Origin of the sequence: Pseudonocardia yunnanensis, from assembly GCF_039534065.1 — a bacterium.
GTDB classification, from domain to species: Bacteria; Actinomycetota; Actinomycetes; order Mycobacteriales; family Pseudonocardiaceae; genus Pseudonocardia; species Pseudonocardia yunnanensis.
Map to the genome: position 1 here is coordinate 333,318 of NZ_BAAAUS010000007.1, position 25,704 is coordinate 359,021.

Below are 25,704 nucleotides of genomic sequence, written 5' to 3' on the forward strand. Positions count from 1 at the left end.
GGACTTACACCAACAGCGGGGACGTGACCCGCCGAGGATGTCCGAACCCGCACCCACGTGCAGGCTCTAGATCTCTGGGGGCAGTGCCCTGGTCAACCACGGGTGCGACATGCGCTGCCTCTGCCTCAGAGTTGGGCATGCGTTCGGATGAGATCGGGCGGCGGGGTCGATCTCATGAGATCGCGCTCAACGAGGGATGGCGACGGAATGCGGGGCGTCGCCATCCCTCGCGATCCGCGCCGCCGAAACCTGCGACAGGCTCAAGGGATGACGCCTGCGCGTCGTGCGCTGTCGACGGCGGCGTGTCGGGAGTGGACGTCGAGCTTTGTCATCGCACTGCGGAGATAGCTCTTCACGGTCTCGCCGGAGAGGGCGAGACATTCGGCGATCTCGCTGTTGCGGCGCCCGACGGCTGCGTGTGCGAGCACGTCGATCTCACGCGCCGACAGCGTCGTGTCCCCGGCCTCCGCGGGATCGCGCAGGGCGGCGACCAGCCGATTCGCCAGATCCGCGATGCGTGCCCGCAGCGCCGGGTCGGTGACCGCGCCGGAGGCCGTGCGGAGCAGGGCGAACAGGTGTCGCGCCTCCTCCAGTTCGGCACCGGCGGTGGAGGTCACCGCATGAGGCCGTTCGCGCGTGCGGCACTCACCGCGGCATGTCGGGAATGCACGCCGAACTTGCGCATCGCCGAGCGCAACTGGGCCTTCACCGACGTGGTCGACATCGTCAACATGTCGGCGATCTCCTCGTTCCGGCAGCCTGCCGAGGCAAGGCCGAGGACGTCGAGCTCACGCGGGGACAGGGACGGCCCCGGTGTGCGACGACCACGGAGCCGCGACGCCTCCTGGAGGCGGCGGCATGCGGTCACGATCTCTGTGCTCAGGCGGGGATCATCGATCCGGGTAGCCACCTCGCACACCTCGGCGACCAGCGAGCGGAGTTCGCCTCGGGAGTCCGTCGGCACGTCGGTCGGCCCCCCGGTGTCGGGTGTTGCGAGTTCGTCGTCGCGGCGTGTCAGCTCCCGCGCCAGCGCCGATGCCGCGTCGCTGAGCTGTCCGATGGTGCGATCACCCATCGGGCCACGCCGACGCAGAGCGCCGTAGAGGACCGCGCGCACCCCTCGCCCGGTCGAGACCGGGATGGCCACGAGCGACACGAGGCCCTCGGCGTTCACCTGCTGGTCGTAGTCGTGGCTGATGGTCTCGGCGGCGCTGTAGTCGTGGACCGACATGGCCCGGCCGAGTTGGACGGCTCGTCCGCCGAGCCCGGAGTCGCGAGCCACGAGCAGACCGTCGAGGGCCCCGGTTCTCATGCCGGACGACTCGTTGAGGACGACGCCGGCGGAGTCGACCGGCCCGGCGAAGACCACGGGCAGGCCGGTCAGCTTCCGGCAGCCGATGACGGTGCGCCTCAGTGCGGACTGGTGGGCGCCTGTGAACTGTGGCATTGCAGCTCCACTTCGTCGTGGCTGCACGTGCTCGTAGCTGCACAGTATGAACTCACTGACGGAGCGTCAACTGAGTGACGGTGCGACCAGTGAGTCTCTGCCCGCGTCGTCCGCACGGAGCCCGTGCGTCCAGAGATCGAGCAGCACGTCGAGCATCACGTCCCGCTTGACGGGCCAGTGACCGTCGACCCAGAGCCGGCAGAACGTGCTCAGCTGGAGGATCAGCAGCTCCAGGCGGAGCTGCGCCTGCTCGCGGTCGGTGCCCGTCCACCGGCCGAGATAGCGGGGCATCGCCTCGGCGCAGCGATCGAGGATCTTCGACGCCGACAGGTCCTCCAGACCCGGGTCGATCGAGATGGCTTCAGCGGCGAACCGCAGCACGTCGCGATGCCGCTCGAAGAAACCGATGGCCGTGTCGAGCCACTGCCGCAGGGGTTCGCCGCCTGCCCCCTTCAGAGCGTCGAGCCGGCGGTAGAACTCCAGGGTCTCCGGCATCACGACCTGCTCGTAGACCTCCACGACGATGCGGGCCTTGCCGTCGAAATGCAGGTAGAAGGTGGCGCGGCTGACTCCGACGGCCGAGGTGATGTCGTCGATCGTGGTCGGTCCGTATCCCTTGGCCGCGAAGAGCTCGACCGCGGCGTCACGCAGCAGCCTGCGGGTCATCGCCTTCTGCTTGACCCGCATCGACATGCGCGGCTCGGTCTCTCCTGGGCCGTCGGAGTGCATGCGGTGAGTCTACGGACCGATGTGCCCTCGCCCACCTTCGTCACTTTCGGGGGTACCCAGCCCCGATCAGTTTTTTCTAGTCTTGATCGACGTGAGCGACAACCCGGCCGAGAGGGTCGCCGCGGTGCAATGAGCCCTGCTCTGAAAGGTTCTGTTCTGCATTGCGCGGAATGGCGCGAGTCCGTCGTCGAAAGTGTTCGGGAAAGGGCGAGCGTGATCGAGGATCTACAGATCGACGGGACTATCCGGCCTGGTTTCGAGGAGGTCCGCGAGGAGTTCGAGACGAACTTCCGGGAGCGCGGTGACGTGGGAGCGTCGCTCGCCGTCTACGTCCGCGGCGAGCTCGTCGTCGACCTCTGGGGAGGAATCGCCGACCCCGCGACCGGACGGCCTTGGGAGCGCGGCACCGTGGGTCTCGTCTACTCGGCGACGAAGGGCGCCACCGCCGTTCTGGTCAACTGCCTCGCGGAGCAGGGCGTTCTCGATCCGGACGCGCCGGTGAGCCGTTACTGGCCGGAGTTCGCGGCGGAGGGCAAGGACCGGATCACCGTGGCACAGCTGCTCAGCCACCAGGCCGGGCTCCCCGTGCCGTCCGAGCCGTTGACCCGCGACGAGCTGCTCGCCGGCACGCCCGTCGTCGAGGTGCTGGCACGGCAGAAGCCGATGTGGGAGCCGGGTTCGGCGCACGGCTACCACGCCCTGACCTTCGGATGGCTCGTCGGTGAGCTGGTCAGCAGGGCGACCGGTCGTTCGCTGGGCACGGTGTTCGCCGACGAGATCGCCGGGCCACTCGGCCTGGATTTCTGGATCGGGCTCCCCGCGGATCGCGTGGGCTCCGTCGCGCCGCTCATCGACGGCGTCCCCGACCCGAACGCCCTTGACGCCATCACCGACCCGGACGTGAAGGAGCGCGCGCTGAAGGTCGTCGCGGCGATGAGCGACCCGTCGAGCATGTTCTCCCGCGCGCTCTCGACGAACGGCGCGCTTCCGACACCGCACGCGGAGACGTGGAACGCCCCGTCGGTGTATGCCGCGGAACTGCCGGCCGCCAACGGGATCACCAACGCCCGATCCCTCGCCCGTCTGTACGCCGCCTGCGTCGGGGAGGTGGACGGTCGACGCGTGCTGTCCGAGGCGGCGCTCGCCCGGGCGCGCGTGGAGCAGGTACGCGGCCCCGACGGGGTGACCATCGGCGAGAGCCGGTTCGGGATCGGCTTCCAGCTCAGCACGCAGGCCGCACCTCTGCTGGGCGAGGGATCGTTCGGGCACGCCGGAGCGGGAGGCGCACTGGGCTTCGGCGACGTCGGCTCCGAGGTCGGGTTCGGCTACGTGCAGAACCAGCTGGGAGCGTCGCTGACCGGAGAGCCCCGGACGGCCGCGGTGATCGACGCCCTGCGCCGAGCCCTGGCCTGAGGTCGCTCACCACCAACAGGAGGTAGATCCGTGCGTGTCGGCATGACGATGTTCTTCCAGAACTACGCGGACTGGGATCGCTACGAGGCCAAGGAGCGTGGCGGGAACGCCCCGGACATCGACCCGCAGAGCGACATCACGCGTTACGAGGAGGAGCTCGACACGGCGCTTGCCGCCGAGGACCAGGGCTGGGACTCGCTCTGGACGGTGGAGCACCACATCAGCCCGTACACGATGATCCCGAACCCGGTGCAGCTCCTGTCGTTCATCGCCGGGGCGACCTCACGCATCGACGTCGGGACGATGGTCGTCGTCCTGCCATGGCACCACCCGCTGCGGGTGGCCGAGGACATCACCACCCTGCAGTACCAACTTCGGGGCCGCACGCCGTACATCGGCTTCGGGCGCGGCGCCGCGCGCCGCGAGTTCCGCCAGCTCGGATTCGAGATGGGGGAGTCCCGCGAGCGGTTCGACGAGGCGATCCAGGTCGTGCAGCTGGCGCTGACCCAGGAGTCGTTCAGCTTCCACGGAAAGCACTACGACTTCGAGAACGTCACCATGCGCCCGCGGCCGAAGAACCCCCAGGCCCTGATCGGCAACTTCCACTTCTCGTGGGGCAGCCCGTCCTCGGCACCTGTGGGCGCCCGGTACGGCCTCAAGCCCCTGATCATTCCGCAGCGGGCCTGGGCCGAGTACCACGCCGACCTCGAGGAGTTCGCCCGAGCTCGCGCCGAGGCGGGGCACGCGCCCGCGCGTCCGCGCATCCACATGAACGTCTTCTGCGGGGAGACCGAGCAGGAGGCCGAAGAGGGGGCTCGCCGGTACATCCCGCAGTACGCGGACAGCGCCCGGCGCAACTACGAGCTCGACAGCGATCACTTCAGATCGACCAAGGGCTACGAGCACTACGCCGCCCAGTCGACGAGTCTGCGAGGCACCGGCGACGCCGCCAAGGCCATGGGCGAGGCGTACCTGGCCAACCACGTCTGGGGAACCCCCGAGCAGTGCATCGAGAAGATGCGCGGCATCGCCGCGGCCTTCCACCCCGAGGAGTTCATGCTCGTGATGCGCTACGGGGACATGCCGAGGGACGTCGCTGCCAAGAGCACGGATCTGTTCGCCCGTGAGGTCCTGCCCGCTGTCCAGGCCGTCCCGCTCGAGGAGCCGATCGTCTACGGCGCCGCCGCCTCGATCTGACGTTCGGGGCTTCGCCGGTGTCGTCTCCGCGGCGGCACCGGCGGCCGTCTCCTGCCGTGCCTGCGCGGGCACGAACGCCCCACGTCTTCCGACGAGCAACGTTGTGGAGGTACTCATGTCGACGGCAGCAGAAGCCCCGGCTGAAACGGCCGACATCGTGGTGATCGGTGCCGGGTTCAGCGGGATCTATGCGTTGCATCGGCTGCGTGGTCTCGAGGCGAGGGTGGTGTGTTTCGAGGCCGGTGATGGTGTGGGTGGGACGTGGTACTGGAACCGCTATCCGGGCGCTCGGGTGGACATCGAGAGCATGCAGTACTCCTACTCGTTCGACGAGGATCTGCAGCAGGAGTGGCGGTGGCCGGAGTACTTCTCGCCGCAGGAGGATCTCGAGGCGTACGCGAACCACGTGGTGGATCGGTTCGGGCTTCGGGAACGGATCCGGTTCTCCTCGGTGGTGAACCGGCTGCGTTACGACGAAGACGAGAACCGCTGGCATGTGCACACCGATCGGGGTGATCACGTCGTGTGCCGGTATGTGGTGGCGGCGACGGGGAGCCTGGATGCGACGAACATTCCGCGGTGGCCGGGGGTGGAGTCGTTCGGTGGGCAGTCGTATCACACGTCGAACTGGCCGAAGGAGGGTGTGGACTTCCACGGGAAGCGGGTGGGGCTGATCGGGACCGGGTCGACGGGGATCCAGGTCACCCCGGTGGTCGCGGAGACCGCGGACCACCTCTACGTCTTCCAGCGCACGGCGAACTTCAGCATGCCCTCGCGCAACCGTCCGCTGGACCCTGACTACGAGCGGGAGTGGAAGGACAACTATCCCGAGCGGCGCGCCAAGATGCTGCAGAGTGCCTCGGCGGGGTTGTTCGACATGCCGGATCGGTCGGTGTTCGACTTCACGCCCGAGGAGCGGGAGCGGCTCATGGAGGAGGCGTGGAACTCGAGGAGCGGGTTCAGGCTGATGCGCTGCTTCACCGACACCGCTCGCGACATCGCGGCGAACGACATCCTGGCCGAGTTCGTCCGCAACAAGATCCGTCAGACGGTGCGGGATCCTGAGGTCGCCGAACTGCTGTGCCCGAACACGCATCCGATCGGGACCAAGCGGATCTGCATCGACTCCGGGTACTTCGAGGCGTTCAACCGGGACAACGTCACCCTGGTCGATGTCCGGACGAACCCGATCACGGCCGTCACCCCGGGTGGGCTGGTGACGACGGCGGGCTCGTACGAGCTGGACATCCTGATCTATGCCACCGGGTTCGACGCGATGACGGGGTCGTTGACCCGGATGAACGTGACCGGTGTCGGGGGGAGAGATCTTCGTGACAAGTGGCGGGACGGGCCGACGAACTATCTGGGGTTCCTCGTTGCGGGGTTCCCGAACCTGTTCATGATCCACGGCCCGGGGAGCCCGTCGGTGTTGGCGCAGATGATCACCGGTGGGGAGTGGCAGGTCGACTGGGTGGTGCGGTTCATCGAGAACATGGAGAAGGACGGCCGGACGCGGGTGGACACCACCCCGGACTGGGAGGACCGCTGGGCCGTGGAGATGGAGAAGGCGGCCGACATGACGCTCTTCAAGCGGGCCGACTCGTGGTACATGGGCGCGAACATCCCGGGGAAGCCGAGGGTGTTCATGATGTATGTCGGTGGCTTCGACCAGTACATCCGACGATGCACCGAGCAGGTCGAATCCGGATACGCCGGCTTCGTGCGGACCGCATAGGCAGATCGTTCAGCTCTGCCGCCACGCGGTGATCGTGAGCTCCCAGCACAACCCCCCGCCCACGCCGGTGGACGCGGGCCGTCCGGGGCCGGAGCCCTGGAGGGTGGCGATGGTCCCGACCATCGGCTCGATGCCGATCGACCGGTAGGGCCGCGCTGCGGGCCATCCGCCGAGGTTGCGCCACAGCAGGAGCGAGCAGGTGGCGGCCGGGTCGCCTTCCGTGACGCGCCAGCGCAGCACGAGGGCGTCCGAACCGTCGACGACTGCGGCCGTGCTGCAGCCGGGCAGCAGCGCCGCGGTGGCCGTGCCGTCGTCGGGGCCGAGCCGGTCCAGGGGCGTCGCGCCTGTCCCGGCCGGCCAGGGCAACACGGCGACGGCCCCGTCGACGGGGTGGTCGAGCACGTGCGCGGTGCGGGCCTCCGGGACGTGCAGGCGCGCCGCGGGTGAGAGATCGAGCAGGGCGTGCACCGCGTGGACGAACGGGGTGCCGGGCGGTCCCGTCACGGTGTAGTCGACCGCGAGCGACCCGTCGGTGCGCATCCGCCGGGCAAGGCAGAGGTCGCCGGCTCGGACCTGTTGCCTGCCCTCGTCCGCCGTCCACGGTTGCGACCATGCGGCACCGTGGTCGGGCAAGCCGCGCACGGTGGGGAAGCACTCCTCGACCCCGCCCGCATCGACGAACGCCGCCCCGAGCCGGACCGCGGCTCTCGCAGGGGCTACCCCCGGGTCGGGGTTGCGCCACAGCCACTCCCGCTCGGGAACCCCGTCACGTGCCGCGGAGCGTAGGGCGGTCCACCGCCCGCCCAGACCGAGGTCGGTCCGAACCGCGAGGGGTCGGGGCTGCCACGCCGGATCCCCCGGGGGCCAGACCTCGGCCCCCGTCACGGCAGCCGGTCCAGCACGACGACGTCGCAGTCGGGGGCCAGCGCGAACGGCACGGGCACCCCGGCGCCGGTGAGCTCGTGGCCGGCCAGCACCCCGCACCCGACCGTCCCTCCACCGGCGTGCACCCGGTAGCGGGCCTCGTCGCGAAGTCCGGTGAGCGGCAACCGGACGGGCGCGTCGCCACGGCCCGCACCCGGCCGGGCCGTGACGAGCACGATGACGCGTGAGGCGTCCGCCGCGGTGTACTGCACGGCGTACACGGGGTCGGACGGCAGCCCGAGGCGGCGGACCTCACCGGTGTGCACGACCTCGCGGATGTCACGGTAAAGGGCCACGAGCTCACGCGCCCTGGCGCGCGTCGCCTCGTCCCAGGCCAGCAGGTCCGCACCGATGCCGAGCGCCCCGGCCATCGCGACGACGAACCGGAACTCGAGGCTCGCGGGCGCCGTGTCGAGGCGGTCGGGCTCGTCGGTGACCCACGAGCTCATCACGTGCGGGGGGTACGCGGACAGGAACCCGTGCTGGACGGCGAGACGGTCCCGCGGCCCGGTCTCGTCGCTCGGCCAGACCACATCGGACAGAGCGAGCACCGCGTTGTCGACCCTCCCGCCGCCCCCGGCGCAGGCCTCCACCGTGACGTGCGGGAACTCCTCGCGCAGCACCGTCATCAACCGGTGGTAGGCGCGGGTGTGCTGCAGCGACCACTCGCGCCCCCGAGGGTCGCCGGGCCTGCCGCCGTCGCTCACCGCGCGGTTCATGTCCCACTTGAGGTAGCTGACGGGGTGCTCGGTGAGCAGCCTGCGCAGCATCGTGGCGGCCCACTGCTCGACCTCGGGTCTGCCCAGGTCGAGCACGTACTGGTTGCGCATGGTCGTGAGCGGCCGGTCGCCCGCGCGGTAGACCCAGTCGGGGTGGGCGCGGAACAGGTCGCTGTCGGGGTTCACGGCCTCCGGCTCGGCCCAGAGGCCGAACCGCATCCCGCGGTCGAGCACACCCTTCACGAGCGGCCCGAGCCCTTCAGGGAACTTCGACGGGTCGGCGTACCAGTCACCGAGCCCCGCGCGGTCGCTGGTGCGCCCGGTGAACCAGCCGTCGTCGACGACGAACACCTCGACACCCACGTCCGCGGCCACGTCGGCCAGTGCCAGCTGGTGTTCGACCCGGACGTCGAACCCGGTGGCGTACCAGGAGTTGTAGACGATCGGGCGGTGCTCTGGCCCGGTGCTGCGGGCGAGCCGGCCGCGCTGGTACTCGTGCCACGCATCGGCGAGCCCGTCCGGGCCGCCCGGGCTCCAGGCTCCGAGCAGGTGCGGGGTCTCGAACTCCTCGCCGGGCGCGAGCGTGATCACGGCGGTCTCGTCGTCGGCGCCACCGCCGACCCGGACGACATCGCGGAACGGCACGGCGTCGACGACCATGCGCCACGACCCGCTCCATGCCAACGCGACCCCGTACGCCTCGCAGCCGTCGTCGGAGTCGCGGGCGCGCAGAGCCACGACGGGTGAGTACAGGTGCGACGTGATTCCCTGCCGACTCCCCAGGCTCAGCTGACCGGCGGGCAGGTCCACCTCGACCGGGGTGAACTCCCGCGACCACGTGCCGACCAGCTCCGCCACCCGCGCACCCGGCCCGACGGGGACGTTCCAGGCGGCGCCGAACGCCCTGGTCAGGCACAGCTCGCCCACTGCGCGCGTGGAGCGCACCCGCGCCCACCGCTCGACGACCTCGTGTTCACGTGATGTGCGCATGTGCAGCTCCACCTCGACGCCCGCGCCCGCGTCGCGCAGCAGCGCCGTCAGTTCGGCGTCTCGCCCGTCGTCGGCCACGGCGACCGAACCGGGAACCAGCCGCAGCAGCGCTCCGTCCACGCCGTCGGGTCCCTGCACGAGAAGTTCGGCGAACTGGGCGTGCCGGGTGCCCGCCGCAGCGAACTCGAGCGGGACCTTGTCCGTGGGCGCCTCGAACGGCGTGCGGGCCGGGGGAGCGAACTCGCGCCGCCGCCCCGGATCGCCCCAATGCCGCAGGACGAGACCCGCGTCCGTCTCGGCCACGATGTACACGGACCGGGCCGTCGGCAGTTCCCATTCCGTCACTTGTTCGACCCCACCAGAAGACCCGAGACGAACTGCTTCTGGAAGACGAAGAACACGATCGCCGTGGGAACGGCGGCGACGAGCGAGCCCGCCGCGATGACGTTCCACGAGTTGGAGAAGCCGCCCTGCAGGTTGAGCAGTGCGGCGGTGATGGGGAACTGTGCCTCGGTCCGCAGCACGGTCATCGCCCAGATCAGGTCGTTGAAGATCCACGTGGTGGCGAGCGCAGCGAGCGCGGCGAGCGCCGGGCGGCACAGGGGCAGCACGATGCTCCAGAACGTGCGGCCCGACCCCGCCCCGTCGAGGAGCGCGGCCTCGAATACCTCGGTCGGCAGCGCCCGCATGAACCCGTGCAGGACGAACGTGTAGAAGCCCAGCCCGAAGCCGACCTGCACGACCACGAGAGCGAACAGCGTGTCGTAGATGCCCAGGTCCTGCGCGATGCGCGAGACCGGGATGAGCAGGATCTGCGGCGGGAGCAGGTTCCCCGCCAGCATGATCAGCAGGAGCGTGCGCCGGAACGGGATGCGGAACCGGCTGAGGGCGTAGGCCGCGGCGGACGCGAGCGCCAGCGACGCCGCAACGGCGAACACGGTGACGATCGCGCTGTTGGCGAGCGCACGGCCCACCTTGCCGTCGGCGAGGGCGCCGGCGAAGCCGTCGAGGGACAGGCTCCCCGGCAGCGCACCGAGCCCGCGGGCGGCGATGTCGTCGAAGGTCCGCAGCGCGATGAGAAGCACGAAGACGATCGGTGCGAGCCACAGGATCGTGAACGGGATCATGACGACGTGGAACCACGGCGATCGCGAGCCGGGTGTCCTGCGGACCGGGCCCGGGGCCTGCGTGGCGTCCGGCGTGGAGGTCACGACGGCCATCTCAGTTCTCCTCCGCACGTGCCTGGCGGGCGAGGTAGGTGATGATGAACGCGATCGCGAGAAGGAAGATCACCACTGCGATCGCGGACCCGTAGCCGAGGTTCACCAGCGTGAACCCCTGCTGGAACATGTACGTCGACAGCAGCTGGGTGGTGTTGTAGGGACCACCGCGAGTCATCGCCCACACGATGTCGAAGGTGCGCAGCGAGTCGATCACCGTCACCGCGAAGACCACCGTGTTGACGCCTCGCAGCTGCGGCATCACGATCCGCCAGAACCGCTGCCACGCGTTCGCGCCGTCGACGGCCGCGGCCTCCTCGAGCGTCGGATCCGTGCCCTTCAGCCCGGCCAGGTACAGCACCATGATGTAGCCGACCTGCCGCCAGACCGCGGCGATCAGCACCGCGTAGAGCGCGGTCTCGGGGTCGGCGAGCCACTGCCGCTGCAGCCAGTCCAGGCCGAGCGCGCCGAGGCCGGCGTCGATCGGTCCGTCCGGCTGGTACATCACGCGCCAGAACAGCCCCGTCACCGCGAGCGAGATGACCATCGGCAGGTAGATCGCGCTGCGGTAGAACCCCACCCCACGACCGGGACGATTGAGCGCGACGGCGAGCGCCAGCCCGCCCACCACCGACAGGCCGCCGAACCCGATCACCCAGATCACGTTGTTGCGCAGTGCTGTGAGGAAGATCGGGTCGGAGGCGAGCCGCTGGTAGTTCTCGAGGCCGACGGGCTCGGCGGCGCCGACGCCCTTCCAGCTCGTGAACGACAGCGAGAAGCTGTTCATCGCGGGCCAGATCACCCAGAACACCTCGACGGCCAGCGGCACCAGCAGGAACACCCAGACGAGAAGCGGCACCCGCCGCAGCGGCCCCCGACGGTCCCGTCCGGCAGTGCCGCGCGTCCGCGCGGCACGCGGCGGAGCCTGCTGCAGCTGGGGCGCCTGCAACGGGGTCATGACGAGAAGACCTGCTGGGCGGCCTGCTGCCACTGCCGTTGGATGCCGCGGACGTCCGAGGGGTTCGCGATGAACTGCGTGAGCGCGGCATCCGCGGTGGTCTGCAGGGCGTCACTGGAGTCGCGGTTGAAGAACTGCGTGATCTCGTCGGTCTCGTTGAGCAGCTGGATGCCCTTCTTCACCAGCGGGCTGAACTGCGCCGCGTCCACGTCCGGCGAGGTGGGCAGGTTCGACGACCCCGACTTCTCGATGAAGGACTGCTGCGCGGGCGCCGACGCGAGGTAGGACAGCAGCGCCTTGGCGCCCTCGGGGTTCTGGCTGTTGGCCGCGGCGAAGAACCCGTCGGTGGGGGCCTCCTCGGCGCTGGGGACGGACGGGTCGATCGTCGGCACCGAGAAGAAGTCGAGATCGTCGCGCTGGTCCTCGGGGAAGTACTCCGTGCAGAACGCCCCGACCAGGTACATCGCGGCCTCGTTGTTGACCATGGGCGTGACGGCCTGCTGTGCGTCCCAGGAGGTCTGGTTGGGGTGAAAGTAGGGGACGAGCCGGGCGTACTGCTCCAGCACGGCGGTGACCTGCGGGTCCTCGAACGAGTGCTTCCCCGCGAGGAGCTCACGGTGATAGGCGGCACCGTTGATCCGCAGGTTGAGGTAGTCGAACCAGCCCGCCGACATCCAGGCGGTCGACCCGATGCCGTTGGTGAGCGGGTGGACGCCGCGGGCCTTGAGTCCGTCGCACAGGGCGATGAACTCGTCCCACGTCGTCGGCGGCTGCACGCCCCACTGCTGGAACGCCGACTTCTTGTAGAAGATCGACCACCAGTAGTAGTTCGTCGGCACGAAGATCGCCTTGCCGTCCGCGGACGTCGACAGGGTGCGAAGTGCATCGGAGAACCCGGCGCACGATCCGCCGGGGGCCCACAGCTCCGACACGTCGAGCAGCAGCCCCTCCTCCGCATAGGAGTTCGCGACCGACCCCGCGTACCAGCCGAGCACGTCGGGGGGCGTGGCGCTGGACAGGTACGTCGAGAGCTGCGCCCGGAACTGCTCGGTGGCCACCGAGTTCAACGTGACCGGCTGCCCGTCGAAGGCGGCGACCACGCTCTCCAGCGCCGCCTTCGGCCCGGCGTCCTGGATCCACGACTGCAGGGTCAGCGTCGTGGCCCCGCCACCGCCGCCTGCCCCGCCACCCGCACCGGAGCCGACACAGCTCGCGAGCAGCGGCACGGTGGTCAGGCTCGCGGCGCCGAGCAGGAACGAGCGACGGGAGAACGGTGGCGTGGTCATGTGCAACCTCCAGCGCGCCGTCGTTGGCGCGGGTCGGGGATCAGGCGGATCGCGGGGCGGGCTCCCGTGCCGGGAACTCGGGGGACGAGACAGCGGACGTGCGCGGCGCGGGCGCCGTGGCGAACAGGGCGTTGCACTCCTGCTGGAGCGCGACGTCGGACCACATGGGGTGCTGCGGCGCGGCGTTGGAGCACACGACCGTGCCCCAGGCGCCGATGCGGCGGGCGTGCGACACGGCCTGGCGGCAGATCTCCGCCCCGACCGGGCCCTCCTCGAACGTCCCGTGCAGCGGGGTGTAGCCGACCCAGCCCTCGCCGAGGACGACCGGGACGTCGTGGGCGGCCGCCCAGTCGCCGGCCACGTCGAACCAGAACGCCAGCTTCTCGGCCATGGCGATGCGGTGCTCGCCGTAGTGGTCGTAGAGCCAGCGGTCGAACGCCACCGGGTCGGCCCAGTCGTGGACGTACGCCTCGACGGCCGAGACGATCGTGGCGTCGAGGCGCCAGCGGTGCTCGGCGGGCACCGTCCACTCGGAGGCGGTCGGTGCCCCGGGCCGCAGGAGGTGGGCCGCGGCCGCCTCCTGCCGGAACTCCGCGACGGGCCCGCGCAGGCCGAACTCGTCGATCAGCGCACCGAGCACCCCGTAGATGTAGGGGTGGACCGCGAGTACGTCGACGTTCTCCGGGATGCCGCGCATGCTGTCGTGTGGCACGCGCGCGTAGTTGACGGTGCAGCGGCGGCCGGGGTGGCGGCGGTGGAACTCGTCGATCGCCTCCTCGAGGAGCGGCCGCAGCGCCACCACGGCATCGGCGTCGGCAGGCAGGCCCTCGGTGAGATGCCCGACCTGCACCTCGTTGTGGATCTCGGTGAACGCCACGCGGTCGTCGAGGCCCTCGGCGACGAGCAGGTCGAGTAGGTCGGCGTGCGCGGCCGCGAGCCGGCGCGGACGCTCGGCGGGCGGCACCGCGCGCAGGGCGTCCCACCAGGCCGGATCGGCCGCGAACGCAGAGCTCTGCTGGTACTCCCACGACGAGACGATCACGAGGCAATCGTGCCTACGGGCCGCACGGAACAGGGCGAGCAGGTGCTCGCGGGCGTCGATCGTGGTGGGTGCCTTCACGTCGTACCAGCGCATCCGCCGGCCGAAGTCGCCACCCAGCGGCCCGAGCGACAGCGCCGATGTGTCGAGCCCGGAGCCGAACAGCAGGAACGGCATCGCACAGATCCGCACTGTGTTGTAGCCCCGCTCGACGGCCTGCGCGAAGGCGGCGTCGAGATCGGCGAACGGCTCCCCTTCTCCGGTCCGCACGTACCAGGAGAAGTCCCACAGCGTGATGGTCAGGCGATCGGGGAACGTGTGCATCTCAGGCCTCCTCGAGGACGGTCGACGGGGTGGGAGCGGCGATCGACGCCAGCAGTTCGAGGGCATCGACATGGTGCGGATCATCGGTCAGCAGCTCGGTGAGCCATTCCCGGGCTGCGCCCTCGTCGCCGTCGAGGACGGCGAGCTGGGCGCGCAGGAACGCGACGCGCCGTCGCCGCGCGACGTCGGCGTCCTCGGTGAAGAGCAGCATCGACGGCAGTGACGTGGCGAAGTAGTCGACGGTGGCCGGCGTCGCGGCGAGCGTTGCGCAGAACGTGCGCAGCGCGTCGGCGAGGTCCCCGGCCTCGTCCTCTCGCCCGAGCCTGCGCAGCGCGACCACGGACGCCGCGGTCGCCTCGGAGTAGGGCTGGGCGCTCATCACCAGGAAGTCGCCGTGCTGGGCGGCCGCCAGCCCCCACGCCGCTGTGGCACCCTCGCGGTCACCCGCGGCCGACAGTGCGTCTCCGCGCAGCAGCTGAAGCGCAGCCGTGCTCGCGAGCGGGTGGCGGGCCTCGCCGAGCGAGAGCGGCGGATCGAGCGCCGCGTCGAGCAGCGCAACGGCCGCCCGCCCGGCACCGCCGCCGGCGGCGAGCTCGCGCTGCGCCTGCAAGCGGGCGAGCCGGTCCCAGACCCGCAGCACCTCGCCCTCGCCGCCCTCCCACGGCTGGAAGGTGCGGGCGAGCAGCAGCGACCGGGTCTCGTCCAGGCGTCCCGCGGTGAGCAGCAGGTGAGCCAGCGCGACGGTCGCGTCGTCGCGGGACTCGACGAGCTCGCGCGCGGCGAGCAGCCGCGCCAGCCGCTGCTGCGGGGGTACGCCGCGGCGCGCGTCGAGCTGGTCGCTCTCGAACAGCAGCCGCGCGTCGGCGCCTGCGACGGCGAGGGCGCGGTCGAAGGCCTCGCGCGCCTGCTCGGCGTCCTCGAGGTGGTTGTGGGCGGCGAGCCCGAGGTTGCGCCAGACGACGGGGTCGGTCGGGTCGAGTTCGCTGCTCGCACGCCATGCCGCCACCGCGTCGGAGGGCCGGTCGTGGGCGTAGAGCCAGTGCCCGAGCAGAGCCCGGGCCCTTGCGTCCTCCGGGTCGGCGGCCACGGCGCGCTCCAGCACGAGCGCGTCGTCGAGCCGGGCGGGGAAGCACCAGGTGGCGTCGGCCTTGCGCGCCCGCTCACGCGCCTGCCGAGCGTCGTCGGGCCGTCCGAGCTGCTCCAGCACGGCGGCGCGGTGGTAGTCCAGCAACGGTCCCGCGGCTGTCTGCCCCGTCGTGCGGATCGGGTCGCGCTCGGCCGCGAGGTCGAGCATCCGCAGAGCCGCGTCGAGCTCGCCGACGCCCGCGTGCTCGATCGCGACGTCCAGGCATGTCTGGGCGTCGGCGGTGACCGGGAGCCCGAGCACATCGCGGGTCCACCAGTCCAGCGGGTCGAGGGCGAGCGTGGCGCGGGCGATCTGGTCGGCCTGCTCGTGGCGACCCGTCCGGCGCAACACGATCACGCTCAGCGCGCGGGCCTGCAGGTGCTCCGGCTCGGCGCGCAGCACGTCCTCCAGCCGGGAGAGCGCCGACTCGTCGCGCCCGGCGGCGGCGTCGAGGCGCGCCATCCGATAGCCGGCAGCGGCCCGCCACGGACGGGTCCAGGAGCTGGTGGCGAACGCCGCGTACGCCTCGTCGGGCAGGCCTTGCCGCTCCAGCACGAGACCGAGCGCGTAGTGCGCGGTGGTGTCCTGCGGGTTCGCGTTGTGCGTGGTCAACCGCGCGACCGCGGCCCGCAGCAGGGACTCCGCCTCGGAGAGGTCGCCACGCCGGTACGCCCTGGCGGCGAGTCCGACGCTGCTCGCGACGTGGCCGCGATCGCGGTGCAGCGCCTCGCGCCAGTACGCCTCCGGTGAGCGGGTGGCGTGCCGGTACTGCTCGAGGTGCGCGCCGATCACCGCGAGTTCCTCGACGGTCGCGACGTCGGCAGGCGCCGCCGGCTCGCGTGCAGGCGCCACGTCGCCGTCCGGGTCCGGGACGAGCGAGTCCCAGGTCACGAGCTCGGCGCCGGCGTGCAGCACGCGCAGCTGCAGCCGACCCGCTGCGTGCGCGGGCGAGAGCGCGACCCGGCGCAGCCACGGCCGGCCCGGCGCGACGTCGGCGATCTCCTCGGCGACGACCCGGCCGTCGCCGTCCTCGAACCGCAGGACGCAGCCGTCGCGCTCGGCCGTGGTCGCGAGGCCGACGTGTGCGCCCTCGGGCTCGACGTCCACGCGCACAGCGGCGTCGACGGTGGCGGCGTGCGCAGGCCCGATCTCCTGGATCGGGTACCAGACCTGCGAGAACACCTTCGTCTCGCCCGGGGCGATGAACGCGAAGTCGGGCTGGTTGTCGGTGAAGACACCCGCCATCAGCTCGACGTATGCGCCCCCGTCGTCGCTCAGGTTGCGGTCCCACGCGTGGCCGAACCCGGCGTCGCCCCACGTCCACTGCTTCTTGCCCACGGAGAGAAAGCGGTCTGCCACGTGCACGAAGCCCGCGCGGGCCGCGTGGTCGTACCCGCCGAAGAAGCCCTCGCGGCTGCCGACACACATGTAGGAGGTGGGCACGGGGATGTTGCGGTACCAGTCCAGACGGTCACCGCGGACCTCGATGCCGTCGGCCGCGACGGCCACCTGCTCGTGGCGGCCCGGGTAGTCGACGCCGTAGTAGGGCCGGTCGGCGGCGGGGAACGCGGTGACGGCGCGCCGCGCGTGGTCGGCGACCACGCGGACGTCGCGCGGGAAGAACGACTGATAGTCCGGCCCGACGCGGGCGGCGACGTTCGCCCACCACAGGAACGTCTGGGTCTGCTCGCTGCGGTTGTAGAGCCGCACCCGCAGTTCGAGCGTCGCGCGGTCGGGCCGCAGCCGGATGCCGTGCATGCCCTTCATCCGCGTGAACGGGTCGTGGTCGGAGCACCACACGGTGACCGCGCCGTCGGGCTCGTGCTCGACCTCGACGTCGGTGGGCAGGAACGTCGCCGGGCGGTGGTGCTGCGGCCAGTTGAACTCCACGCCGCCCGCGATCCACGGGCCCGCGAGTCCGACGAGCGCCGGCTTGATCACGGGGTTGCGGTAGAAGAAGTCGTAGCCCGAGCTGCGGTCGTGCCCCACATGGATCCGGCCGCCGAGCTCGGGCAGCACCAGCACCCGCAACCACCTGTTCTCCAGGTGCACCGCGGCCCACTCGGCGGGCGCCTTCACGGGACTGATCCGGTCGTGGAACGGCAGTGGGTACACGCGGCCGGAGGAGCCCTGGTAGACGCGGCGGTCCAGGTAGGCCGGGTAGCGGTCGGGCGGTTCCGGGAGGTAGCTGTCGATCGTCAGCGGGTGCCGCCAGACGGCCACCCCGGCGTCCGCCTGTTCGGCAGGGCGGGGTGGGAGCTGCAGTCGTGACTCGCCGTCGAGCATGCGGAGACGCTACGAGCGGACGCTCCTCGCCTGCATAGCCGAATCGACCGAGTTACCTGGACGATTCGATGGTCGCGGGTATGGTGCCGACGTGCTGCTGCCCGATGGCTTCCCCGGCCAACGGCTACGCGTGCTCCCACGCCCGCTCGTTTCGTCCGCATTGCGGCAGCCGCCGACGGCGAGCCTCCTCGTCACCGACGCCGGTTACTTCCCACGCGCGGCGAACCACGGCCGACGCCGCCCGCAAGGCGCCGACGAGGCTGTCGTCATCGTCTGCACCGACGGGATCGGGCGGTGCCAGGTAGGGGAGCGGACCATCGTCGTCGCGCCCTGCTACGCCCTCGTCCTGCCCCCACGGCTGGCGCACACCTACTGGGCCGACCCCCGCAACCCATGGACGATCTGGTGGTTGCACGCCGCCGGCTCACAGGTGCCGGAGCTGCTCTCGGCGATCACCGAGGACGGCCGCGAGGGCCTCGTCGAGCTGCACGACACCTACCGCGCGGTGTCCACCATCGACGATGCGATCGGGTTTCTCGAGCGGGACGAAACCTTCCCCAGCCTCATCTCCGCCTCCGGCGCGGGGTGGGGGCTACTGGCGCAGCTGGCAGCCGATGCCGTCGGCGGCGGGTACCAGCGCACCGAGCCGATCCGGCAGGCCCAGGAGCACCTGCGTCGCAATTTTGCGAAGCCGGTGAGCGTGCCGGAGCTGGCCCGAACGGCCGGGCTGTCGCCCTCGCATTTCTCGGCGCTCTTCCGCGCCGCGACCGGCGGTGGCGTCGTCGAGTACACCAAGCGCCTGCGGATGGCGCGGGCGCGCGAGCTCCTCATCACCTCGTCGCGGGACATCGGCGACATCGCGACGGCCGTCGGCTACACCGACGCGTTCTACTTCTCGCGCCAGTTCCGCACGGTCCACGGATGCAGTCCCACCGACTACCGCAACGGGAACAGGGGAGCGTGAGCGCGGCGGCGCAGCCGTATCAGTAACCAGAAGGTCGGCTCATGTCGAGTGAATGCATGAGTGCAGGGAAACGGTCCAGCTCCTTCTGCAGGCGGGCCGCGGCCGCTTCGAGCAGCGGAAGTCGCGATGCCACGAAGTCGGCGGTGGTCATGTATCCCGATGCGATGGCACAACTGATTCCGGCCACTGCGGCGCCGTCCTTCATGACCGGATAGCCGATCACCGTGATGCCGATGTCCAGTTCGTCGACGACGAGCGCGTACCCGTCCTCGCGGGCAGTGCGCAAGCAGGCCCGCAGCTCGTGCTCCGAGGTCACGGTGCGCGGGGTGCGGGGCGTGAGCTCTGCTGCGGCGAAGAACTCCTCGAGCCGCGATTCGGGCGCGAAGGCGAGGATCGCGCGCCCGGTGCCCGAGACGTAGGCCGGCACCCGGCTGCCGGGGGTGACCGCGAACCGGAGCAGGCGCTCGGTCTGCACGTGGCAGAGATGGATGATGTCGACGCCGTCGAGCGCCGTGAGGGAAGCGCTGTCGCCCGTGCTGTCGCGGATCTGCTGCAGGTGGGGCTGCGCGATCTCGGCGAGGTTCATGGAGTCGAGGTAGGTGGCTGCGAGCTCCATGACGCGCGGGGTGAGAACGAACTTCTTGTCGACCTGCGTCAGGTACCCGAGCTGCACCAAGGTGAGCAGGAACCGGCGCGCGACCGCGGGGCTGAGGTTCGAGGCGGCGGCGACCTGGCTCAGTGTCATCTCGGGCGCCTCGGGCCTGAAGGCCTTGAGGACCGTCAGCCCGCGAGCGAGCGACGTCACGAACTGCTCCTTGTCGACGGTTGACATGCCGACCACCTCGCTTCTAGCGTCCGACATGATCCGCCAGGCGAAAAATTATTCGCTGGGCGAAATCCTGTCAAGCCCCAACGAGGAGGCGCACGTGCGTAGGACAGGTCACCGGCCTTGCCGGCTGTCGTGGATCGGAGTCGGCTGAGATGGCGACCCTCACCGGACGGGTCACGACGGCCGTCTCCATCGGGACCGTGATCGAGTGGTACGACTTCTTTCTCTACGGCACCGCGGCCGCGCTCGTCTTCCCGCAGCTGTTCTTCCCCGCGGCCGACTCCGTCGTCGGTTCGCTGCTGTCCTTCGCCACCTTCGCCACCGGGTTCGCCGCACGCCCGCTCGGCGGCGTCCTCTTCGGACACCTGGGTGACCGTGTCGGCCGGAAGAAGGTCCTGGTCGTCACCCTGATCATGATGGGAATCGCGACGGTCGGAGTCGGCGTGCTGCCGACCTACGGCCAGATCGGTATCGCGGCCCCGGTCCTGCTCGTCGTGCTGCGGATCATCCAGGGCCTGGGAACGGGCGGCGAGTGGGGCGGTGCTGCCCTCATGACCAAGGAGAACGGCAGTTCCCGCCCGGGGTTCTGGGGTGCGTTCCTGTCGAGCGCGGTGTTCGCGGGGCTGATCCTCGGCTCGCTGGCCTACACCGCGCTGTCCAGCGTGCTCACCGACGACCAGCTGTTCGGCTGGGGCTGGCGCATCCCGTTCGTGGTGAGCATCCTGCTCGTGGGCGTGGGGCTCTGGATCCGCCGGGAACTGCCGGAGACCGCTGAGTTCGAGCAGGTCACGAGGGTCGAAGGGCAGGAGAAGGCCCCGGTGGTCGAGGCGCTGCGCCGCCCGCGCAACGTCATCGCGATCTTCCTGATGCGCGTCGGGCAGAACACCACGTTCTACATCGTCTCGGTCTTCGTGCTGAGCTACGCGACCGCGACGCTGGGCATGACGCGTTCGTCGATCCTGATGGCGACGGTGGTCGGTGCGCTGGTGGCCTGCGTGCTGTGCCCGCTCTACGGCCACCTCGGCGACCGGTTCGGGTTCCACCGCGTCATGATCGTCGCGCTGCTGGTGCAGGCGGCGTTCGTGTTCCCCTTCTTCCTGCTCCTCGATTCCCGGGACGTGACCTTGGCCGTCATCGCGGTCACGATCGGGATCGCCGGGGGTGCCGCTGCGTCGGATGCCATCCAGCCGGCCTACTTCACCAGCATGTTCGGCACGAAGATCCGCTTCAGCGCCGTCTCCATCGGACGCGAGGGCGGCACGGTCGTCGGCGGTGGGCTCGCGCCGCTGATCGCCGCCGGGCTGCTCGCCTGGCAGGGCGGAGAACCGTGGGCCGTCGCGGGCTGGATGGTCGTGACGAGCCTGCTCGGGATCGGTGGGGTCCTCCTCGCCCGCCCCCTTGCCGCAGGTCGCTCGCGGCCGATCGACGTGCCCGGCCGTGCGGCCACCACTGACCGGGCGGGGGCCTGAGAGCGTGGGCGATCAGGGAAGTGCGGCGATGACGATGACGCCGGCGACGGACCTCGTCATGCAGGCCGCCGGAAGCACATTGGTCACCCTCTTCGACGCGCGGGTCCGTGCACACCCGACGCGGATCGCGGTGGAGGACGGCTCGAACCGGATCACCTACCGCGAACTGGAGGAGCGGAGCCGGAGGCTGGCCACCTGGCTCGCCGGTCTCGGCGTCCGCCGGGGGCAGCGTGTGGGACTGCTCTCGGAGAACAGGGCGGAGTACTTCGAGGTCATCCTCGCGGCATCCAGGCTGGGTGCGATCGTGGCCTGCCAGAGCACGCGATCGACCGCTCGGGAGCTCACGGCGTGCCTCGATCTGGTCGAGCCCGCGGTCACGATCGCCTCGCCCCGGCAGTCCGAGCAGTACCGGGCATCGCTGGACGCGCGGTCCGAGGACGTCCTCGTCCTCGGACCCGGCTACGAGGACTCCCTGACTACGTGCGAGCCGTGGGAGCGCCCCTCGGCGGCGGAGCCCGAGGACATCGTCGTCATCATCTACACGAGCGGGACCACCGGCATGCCGAAGGGGGCGTGCATCAGCCACCGGGCGGAGATCGCTCGCAGCATGGCGACCCGGGCCGAGCTCGGCCTGGCCGGCAGCGACAACTTCGTCGCCTGGTCACCGCTCAGCCACATGGGCGCGCTGGACAACTCGCTGAGCACCCTGATCTCCGGCGGCAAGGTGATCGTCGTCGACGGGTTCGACACCACCCGGCTCGTCGCTGTCGTCGCGACGGAACGGCTCGGCTGGCTGCTCGTCATGCCCGGAACGGTCGGACGGCTCGCCGACGCAGTGCGGCAGAGCGGGACCGTGCCGGCGGGGATCACGTTGTGCGGAGTGATGCCCGACCTCGTGCGCCCCGCCGAGATCGCCGATCTCACCACGCTCCTCGACGCGCCGTACGCCAACACCTTCGGCTCGACGGAGACCGGATGCCCGCCGTGCTCGGCGAACGCCATCCCGGTCGGCGTCGTCCCGTCGGAATTCCCGAAGGAGCAGAGCGCCTACTGCGAGGTTCGGCTGGTGGATCCGGCAGGCAATGACGTCCCGGACGGCGTGCCGGGTGAGCTCTGCATGCGGGGACCGACGCTCTTCAGCGGTTACTGGAACAACCCCGAAACCAACGCCGCGGACTTCCGCGACGGATGGTTCCACATGGGGGACGTCCTGGTCCGTCGCGCGGACGGATTGCTCGACTTCGTCGACCGGGTCAAGTACATGATCAAGAGCGGTGGCGAGAACGTCTACCCCGCCGAGATCGAACGCGTCCTCCTGCAGGACCCGCGCGTGCTGGAGGCAGGCGTGGTCCGCCGTAGCGACCCGGTGTGGGGCGAGGTCCCGGTCGCGTTCGTCGTGCGTTCCGAGGACACGGTCACGGTCGAGCACCTCCTCGACACCTGCCGCAGGAACCTGCCCAAGCACAAGCTGCCCAAGGAGATCCACTTCATCCCGTCCGAGTCGGTCCCGAGGAGCTCGTCGGGCAAGGTCCTCCGGCACGAGCTGGAGAAGCTCCTCGAACCGTGATCCGCGCCGGCCTCGACCGGCGACGTTGCGACCCGAAAGGCACCCCGCGAATGAGCGACCACATCAGCGGCATCCGCTCCGAGATCAGTTGGAGCACGTCATCGCAGATCACGATCTTCGGCCACGACCTCGTCGACGACCTGGTCGGCAAGGTCGGTCTCGGTGACATGGGATTCCTCGAGCTGACCGGACGCCTTCCCGGTCCCGGCGAGTCGGCCATGTTCAACGCGCTGACCGTGAGCCTCGTCGAGCACGGCATGACGCCCAGCGCGATCGCGACCCGGCTGACCCACTACGGAGCTCCGGACTCCCTGCAGAGTGCGGTGGCGGCAGGCCTCCTCGGCCTCGGCAGCACGTTCGTCGGATCCATCGAGGGCGCCGCGCGGTACGTGCAGGAAGCAGATCTCGGGGGAGACCTCGAGGCGGAGGCCGCGAAGATCGTCGAGCCTTTCGTCGCGGCCCGTAAGCTCATCCCGGGAATCGGACATCCGATCCACAAGCCGCTCGACCCGCGGGCCGAACGACTCTTCACGATCCTGGACGAGAACGGCCTGAGCGGCCCCCAGGTGCCGCTCATCCGCGAGGTGGCCAGGCAGGCGGGGGAAGCGCTGGGCAAGGAACTGCCGGTCAACGTGACCGGCGCGATCGGGGCGATCGCATCCCGGCTCGGTATCGACTGGCGGGCCGCCAGGGGAATCGGTGTGATGGCCCGCGCCGTCGGCCTGGTGGGCCATGTGCTGGAGGAGATCACGAACCCGACCGCCCCGACGATCTGGCGCGAGGTGGAGGAGGCGGCGTCGAGCCACCACTCCGGCCACGCCTAGCGGCCCGCGTCGGCTGCCTGGTCGAGAGTCAGTGCGGCCGGCGCAGCCCTGCGATGAGGAGTTCGACCATGCGGCGTGCGTCGTAGCGCGGATCGCTGTCTGCGCCTATGCAGAGGTTCCCGACGCCGCGCATGAGTTCGTAGGCCTCCACGTCGGATCGAATCTCGCCGGAACCGGCTGCGGCGTCGAGCAGTTGGGTGCACACGGGCACGAGGCGGTCGAGGAAGTAGGCGTGCAGCGTGTCGAAGCCGGCGTTGTCGGACTGCAGCACGGCAGCCAGTCCGTGCTTGGTGACGAGGAAATCGACGAAGAGGTTGATCCAACGCCCTAGCGCGGCGTGAGGACCGGCGCCGGCCGCCAGCAGGGCCGGGCCGGCCTCGGCGCAGGCCTCGACCTGGTGTCGGTAGACCGCGATGATGAGATCCGCTCGAGTCGGGAAGTGACGGTAGATCGTGCCCGTCCCGACGCCGGCCCTGGCCGCGATGTCGCGTACCGGCGCTTCCACGCCTGACGTGACGAAGACCGCGGCGGCCGCGTCGAGCAGAGACTGCTCGTTACGCCGGGCGTCCGCCCGCTTGGACCGGGCCGCCTGCCCTGCGCCCTCGTCGCTGTCGTTCACCACGCCGCTCCCTCGCCACGAGCTTGCCAAGCGGAACAAGGTTCCGTATCGTTGCTGGAACAGGGTTCCGCTTGCTCATGGTGCCAGAGCGCAGGGCGGGCCCGCGCATTGCCACTCGTTCAGCGGCCTTCCGGAATAATGTTCCGCTTGAATCTCACGGTCGAAAGGACCACCGGCTCGATGACGCACACACCCCGACCCAGTTTCGGGATCATGACCGCCCCTATGCAGGTCGACTACCACGACGTCCTGCGGGTCTGGCGCGAGGCGGACGCCATCCCGGAGATCGAGCACGCGTGGCTGTTCGATCACTTGATGCCGATCGGCGGCGACCCGGACGGACCGATCCACGAAGGCTGGACGCTCCTCTCGGCGCTCGCCGCACAGACCGAACGACTGCGCCTCGGCCTGCTCGTCACCAGCAACCGCTTCCGGCCGCCGGCAATGCTGGCCAAGATCGCCGCGACCGTCGACATCGTCTCCGGTGGACGGCTCGACTTCGGCATCGGCGCAGGCTCACGACCCAGCCACCCGCTGGCTCGGCGCGAGTACGACGCCTACGGCCTCCCGTTCCACGACTCAGCGCATGCCGTCGGCAGCCTCGCCGAAGCCTGCACCGTGATCCGTCAGCTGTGGACCGAGGACAAGCCGTTCGACTTCCACGGTGCGTACGTCCAGGTCACCGGGGCGTTCTGCAACCCCAAACCCGTGCAGCGCCCCAACCCGCCGATCCTCATCGGCGGACGCTCGTCCGCGACGCTGCGCGTGGTCGCGGAACACGCCGACGTGTGGAACATCCCGGGCGGCGACATCGACGACGCCGTCAGCCGCAGCGCACTGCTGGACCGCTACTGCGACGAGATCGGTCGCGATCCCGCCTCAGTTCTCCGTTCGATCCACCTGCCCGTCGCCTACGACCAGCCCAGCGTCACCCGGGACGCGATCGGCGAGGCGATCGACGCCGGCTTCCACCACATCGTGCTCGGACTGCCGGCGCCTTACCCCGCAGATGTCGCACGGTGGGTCGCTGACGAGCTCATCAGCACGTCGGCTTAGAGCGCGATCGCGATCTTGCCGCCCTGCTGGTCGCGCGCCGCCTCGAACGCCTCCTGTGCCTGTTCCATCGGGAAGATCGGGTCGAGGAACGGACTCACGTCGATCCCGCCGGTGTGGATCAGGTCGACGGCCTCGCGGAAGGCCGTCAGCCCGGGCTCGATCTGGGTGCTGTGGTTGTGCTCGATCGAGGGCTGCTTGGTCCACGCCTCGTTGTAGTCCCAGGTCGTGGGGCCCTGCGGCTTCTCGGGGAAGCCGAAGTAGCCGATGCGGCCACGCGGCCGCACCGCGTGCAGGCACTGGATGCGTGTCTCGTCGTACCCGACCGCCTCGATCACCAGGTCCGCGCCCACACCGCCGGTCGCGTCGTGCACCGCCTCGACGAACGATTCCTCCGTGACGTCGACGACGACGTCCGCGCCGAACTCCTTCGCGATCCGCAGCCGCGACGGTGCCTTGTCGGCGATCACCACCGTGGAGAAGCCGGCGCGGCGCGCCAGTTGGGCGAAGAACAGGCCCGCGGACCCGGCGCCGCAGATCGCGGCGGTCAGCCCGTCGGCGGGCCCGGCGATCACCTCCGGCCAGAACCGGCGCATCGCGTACACGGTGGTGCCGAGCTGCTGGGCCATCAGCAGCCGGTCCAGGTCCCCGCCCTCCGGCAGCGTCACCAGCGACCGGTCCGTGACGGCCTGCCACTCGGCGAAGCACCGCGCGTCCCGCGGCACCGGCGCGATGAGCACGGCGTCCCCGGTGGCGAAGTCGGGTGAGCGGGACTCCTCGACGATCCCGACGCCCTCGTGCCCGGGAAACCCTGGCGCCGCCGGGAACTCGCCGCGGTAGAACCCGTCGAAGATGATGTGCAGGTCGCTGCCGCAGATCGAACCGCGGTGCGCACGGACCAGCACCTCGTCGTCGCGGATGTCCGGGACCGGGACCTCGACCGTCTCCAGCCGACCCGGTGCCACGAGTTGCACTGCCCGCATGGC

The 25,704-nt window shown here is 70.4% G+C and carries 21 protein-coding genes; 8 read left to right on the plus strand and 13 right to left on the minus strand.

Annotation, left to right across the window (positions count from 1 at the left end; genetic code table 11):
• Positions 1 to 260: 260 nt before the first annotated feature.
• The 3 genes from ABD743_RS10880 to ABD743_RS10890 form a co-directional block, all read right to left on the minus strand.
• A complete protein-coding gene (locus tag ABD743_RS10880) occupies positions 261 to 617 on the minus strand; it encodes a response regulator transcription factor (RefSeq protein WP_344721315.1) in 357 nt (118 codons plus the stop codon).
• Complete coding sequence (locus ABD743_RS10885; protein WP_344721317.1) at positions 614 to 1,447, minus strand: helix-turn-helix transcriptional regulator; 834 nt, start codon at positions 1,445 to 1,447, stop codon at positions 614 to 616. The genes ABD743_RS10880 and ABD743_RS10885 overlap by 4 nt, the downstream gene beginning before the upstream one ends.
• 66 nt (positions 1,448 to 1,513) lie before the next feature.
• Positions 1,514 to 2,176: a TetR/AcrR family transcriptional regulator gene (locus ABD743_RS10890; protein ID WP_344721319.1), complete on the minus strand. Its 663-nt coding sequence runs from the start codon at positions 2,174 to 2,176 to the stop codon at positions 1,514 to 1,516.
• A gap of 213 nt (positions 2,177 to 2,389) precedes the next feature.
• On the opposite strand from ABD743_RS10890, the gene ABD743_RS10895 reads away from it, so the two are divergent.
• The 3 genes from ABD743_RS10895 (at position 2,390) to ABD743_RS10905 (ending at position 6,521) form a co-directional block, all read left to right on the plus strand.
• Positions 2,390 to 3,589 (plus strand): serine hydrolase domain-containing protein, encoded by a 1,200-nt coding sequence (locus ABD743_RS10895; protein ID WP_344721320.1) that lies wholly within the window; start codon positions 2,390 to 2,392, stop codon positions 3,587 to 3,589.
• Positions 3,590 to 3,619: 30 nt separating this feature from the next.
• Positions 3,620 to 4,786 (plus strand): LLM class flavin-dependent oxidoreductase, encoded by a 1,167-nt coding sequence (locus ABD743_RS10900; RefSeq protein ID WP_344721322.1) that lies wholly within the window; start codon positions 3,620 to 3,622, stop codon positions 4,784 to 4,786.
• A 115-nt stretch (positions 4,787 to 4,901) separates the two neighbouring features.
• The gene (locus tag ABD743_RS10905; RefSeq protein WP_344721324.1) at positions 4,902 to 6,521 is read left to right on the plus strand and encodes a flavin-containing monooxygenase; all 1,620 of its coding nucleotides are present in this window, start codon (positions 4,902 to 4,904) and stop codon (positions 6,519 to 6,521) included.
• Between the two features lie 9 nt (positions 6,522 to 6,530).
• Here ABD743_RS10905 and ABD743_RS10910 read toward each other — a convergent pair whose 3' ends face one another.
• Genes ABD743_RS10910 through ABD743_RS10940 form a run of 7 tightly spaced genes read right to left on the minus strand, consistent with a single transcriptional unit; the run spans position 6,531 to position 17,393 of the window.
• Entirely contained in the window at positions 6,531 to 7,406 is an 876-nt protein-coding gene (locus ABD743_RS10910; protein ID WP_344721326.1) for a hypothetical protein, read from the minus strand.
• Complete coding sequence (locus ABD743_RS10915) at positions 7,403 to 9,499, minus strand: alpha-galactosidase (protein ID WP_344721328.1); 2,097 nt, start codon at positions 9,497 to 9,499, stop codon at positions 7,403 to 7,405. Before ABD743_RS10915 ends, ABD743_RS10910 begins: the two co-directional genes overlap by 4 nt.
• Positions 9,496 to 10,374: a carbohydrate ABC transporter permease gene (locus ABD743_RS10920; protein ID WP_344721330.1), complete on the minus strand. Its 879-nt coding sequence runs from the start codon at positions 10,372 to 10,374 to the stop codon at positions 9,496 to 9,498. Before ABD743_RS10920 ends, ABD743_RS10915 begins: the two co-directional genes overlap by 4 nt.
• A gap of 1 nt (position 10,375) precedes the next feature.
• Positions 10,376 to 11,332, minus strand: a complete 957-nt coding sequence (locus ABD743_RS10925) for a carbohydrate ABC transporter permease (protein WP_344721332.1) — start codon at positions 11,330 to 11,332, stop codon at positions 10,376 to 10,378.
• Positions 11,329 to 12,618, minus strand: coding sequence for an ABC transporter substrate-binding protein (locus tag ABD743_RS10930; protein ID WP_344721334.1), 1,290 nt, complete (start codon positions 12,616 to 12,618; stop codon positions 11,329 to 11,331). The genes ABD743_RS10925 and ABD743_RS10930 overlap by 4 nt, the downstream gene beginning before the upstream one ends.
• A gap of 40 nt (positions 12,619 to 12,658) precedes the next feature.
• On the minus strand, positions 12,659 to 13,981 hold the full coding sequence (locus tag ABD743_RS10935; protein WP_344721336.1) for a cellulase-like family protein: 1,323 nt from the start codon (positions 13,979 to 13,981) through the stop codon (positions 12,659 to 12,661).
• 1 nt (position 13,982) lies between these two features.
• The gene (locus tag ABD743_RS10940) at positions 13,983 to 17,393 is read right to left on the minus strand and encodes a DUF5107 domain-containing protein (protein ID WP_344721338.1); all 3,411 of its coding nucleotides are present in this window, start codon (positions 17,391 to 17,393) and stop codon (positions 13,983 to 13,985) included.
• Between the two features lie 91 nt (positions 17,394 to 17,484).
• Between ABD743_RS10940 and ABD743_RS10945 the strand changes: the two genes are divergently transcribed.
• On the plus strand, positions 17,485 to 18,357 hold the full coding sequence (locus ABD743_RS10945) for a helix-turn-helix domain-containing protein (protein ID WP_344721340.1): 873 nt from the start codon (positions 17,485 to 17,487) through the stop codon (positions 18,355 to 18,357).
• 19 nt (positions 18,358 to 18,376) lie between these two features.
• On the opposite strand, the gene ABD743_RS10950 is transcribed toward ABD743_RS10945, so the two are convergent.
• Positions 18,377 to 19,189 (minus strand): IclR family transcriptional regulator domain-containing protein, encoded by an 813-nt coding sequence (locus ABD743_RS10950; RefSeq protein WP_344721342.1) that lies wholly within the window; start codon positions 19,187 to 19,189, stop codon positions 18,377 to 18,379.
• Between the two features lie 149 nt (positions 19,190 to 19,338).
• On the opposite strand from ABD743_RS10950, the gene ABD743_RS10955 reads away from it, so the two are divergent.
• The 3 genes from ABD743_RS10955 to ABD743_RS10965 are packed head-to-tail and all read left to right on the plus strand — an operon-like array spanning position 19,339 to position 23,046.
• Positions 19,339 to 20,655, plus strand: coding sequence for an MFS transporter (locus tag ABD743_RS10955; RefSeq protein WP_344721344.1), 1,317 nt, complete (start codon positions 19,339 to 19,341; stop codon positions 20,653 to 20,655).
• A gap of 28 nt (positions 20,656 to 20,683) precedes the next feature.
• Complete coding sequence (locus ABD743_RS10960; protein ID WP_344721346.1) at positions 20,684 to 22,222, plus strand: class I adenylate-forming enzyme family protein; 1,539 nt, start codon at positions 20,684 to 20,686, stop codon at positions 22,220 to 22,222.
• A gap of 50 nt (positions 22,223 to 22,272) precedes the next feature.
• Entirely contained in the window at positions 22,273 to 23,046 is a 774-nt protein-coding gene (locus ABD743_RS10965) for a citryl-CoA lyase (protein WP_344721348.1), read from the plus strand.
• Between the two features lie 28 nt (positions 23,047 to 23,074).
• Here ABD743_RS10965 and ABD743_RS10970 read toward each other — a convergent pair whose 3' ends face one another.
• Positions 23,075 to 23,665 (minus strand): TetR/AcrR family transcriptional regulator, encoded by a 591-nt coding sequence (locus ABD743_RS10970; protein ID WP_344721350.1) that lies wholly within the window; start codon positions 23,663 to 23,665, stop codon positions 23,075 to 23,077.
• Between the two features lie 213 nt (positions 23,666 to 23,878).
• On the opposite strand from ABD743_RS10970, the gene ABD743_RS10975 reads away from it, so the two are divergent.
• The gene (locus ABD743_RS10975; protein WP_344721352.1) at positions 23,879 to 24,721 is read left to right on the plus strand and encodes an LLM class flavin-dependent oxidoreductase; all 843 of its coding nucleotides are present in this window, start codon (positions 23,879 to 23,881) and stop codon (positions 24,719 to 24,721) included.
• Here ABD743_RS10975 and ABD743_RS10980 read toward each other — a convergent pair.
• The gene (locus ABD743_RS10980; RefSeq protein WP_344721354.1) at positions 24,718 to 25,701 is read right to left on the minus strand and encodes a zinc-binding dehydrogenase; all 984 of its coding nucleotides are present in this window, start codon (positions 25,699 to 25,701) and stop codon (positions 24,718 to 24,720) included. The genes ABD743_RS10975 and ABD743_RS10980 overlap by 4 nt on opposite strands.
• Between the last annotated feature and the right edge of the window lie 3 nt (positions 25,702 to 25,704).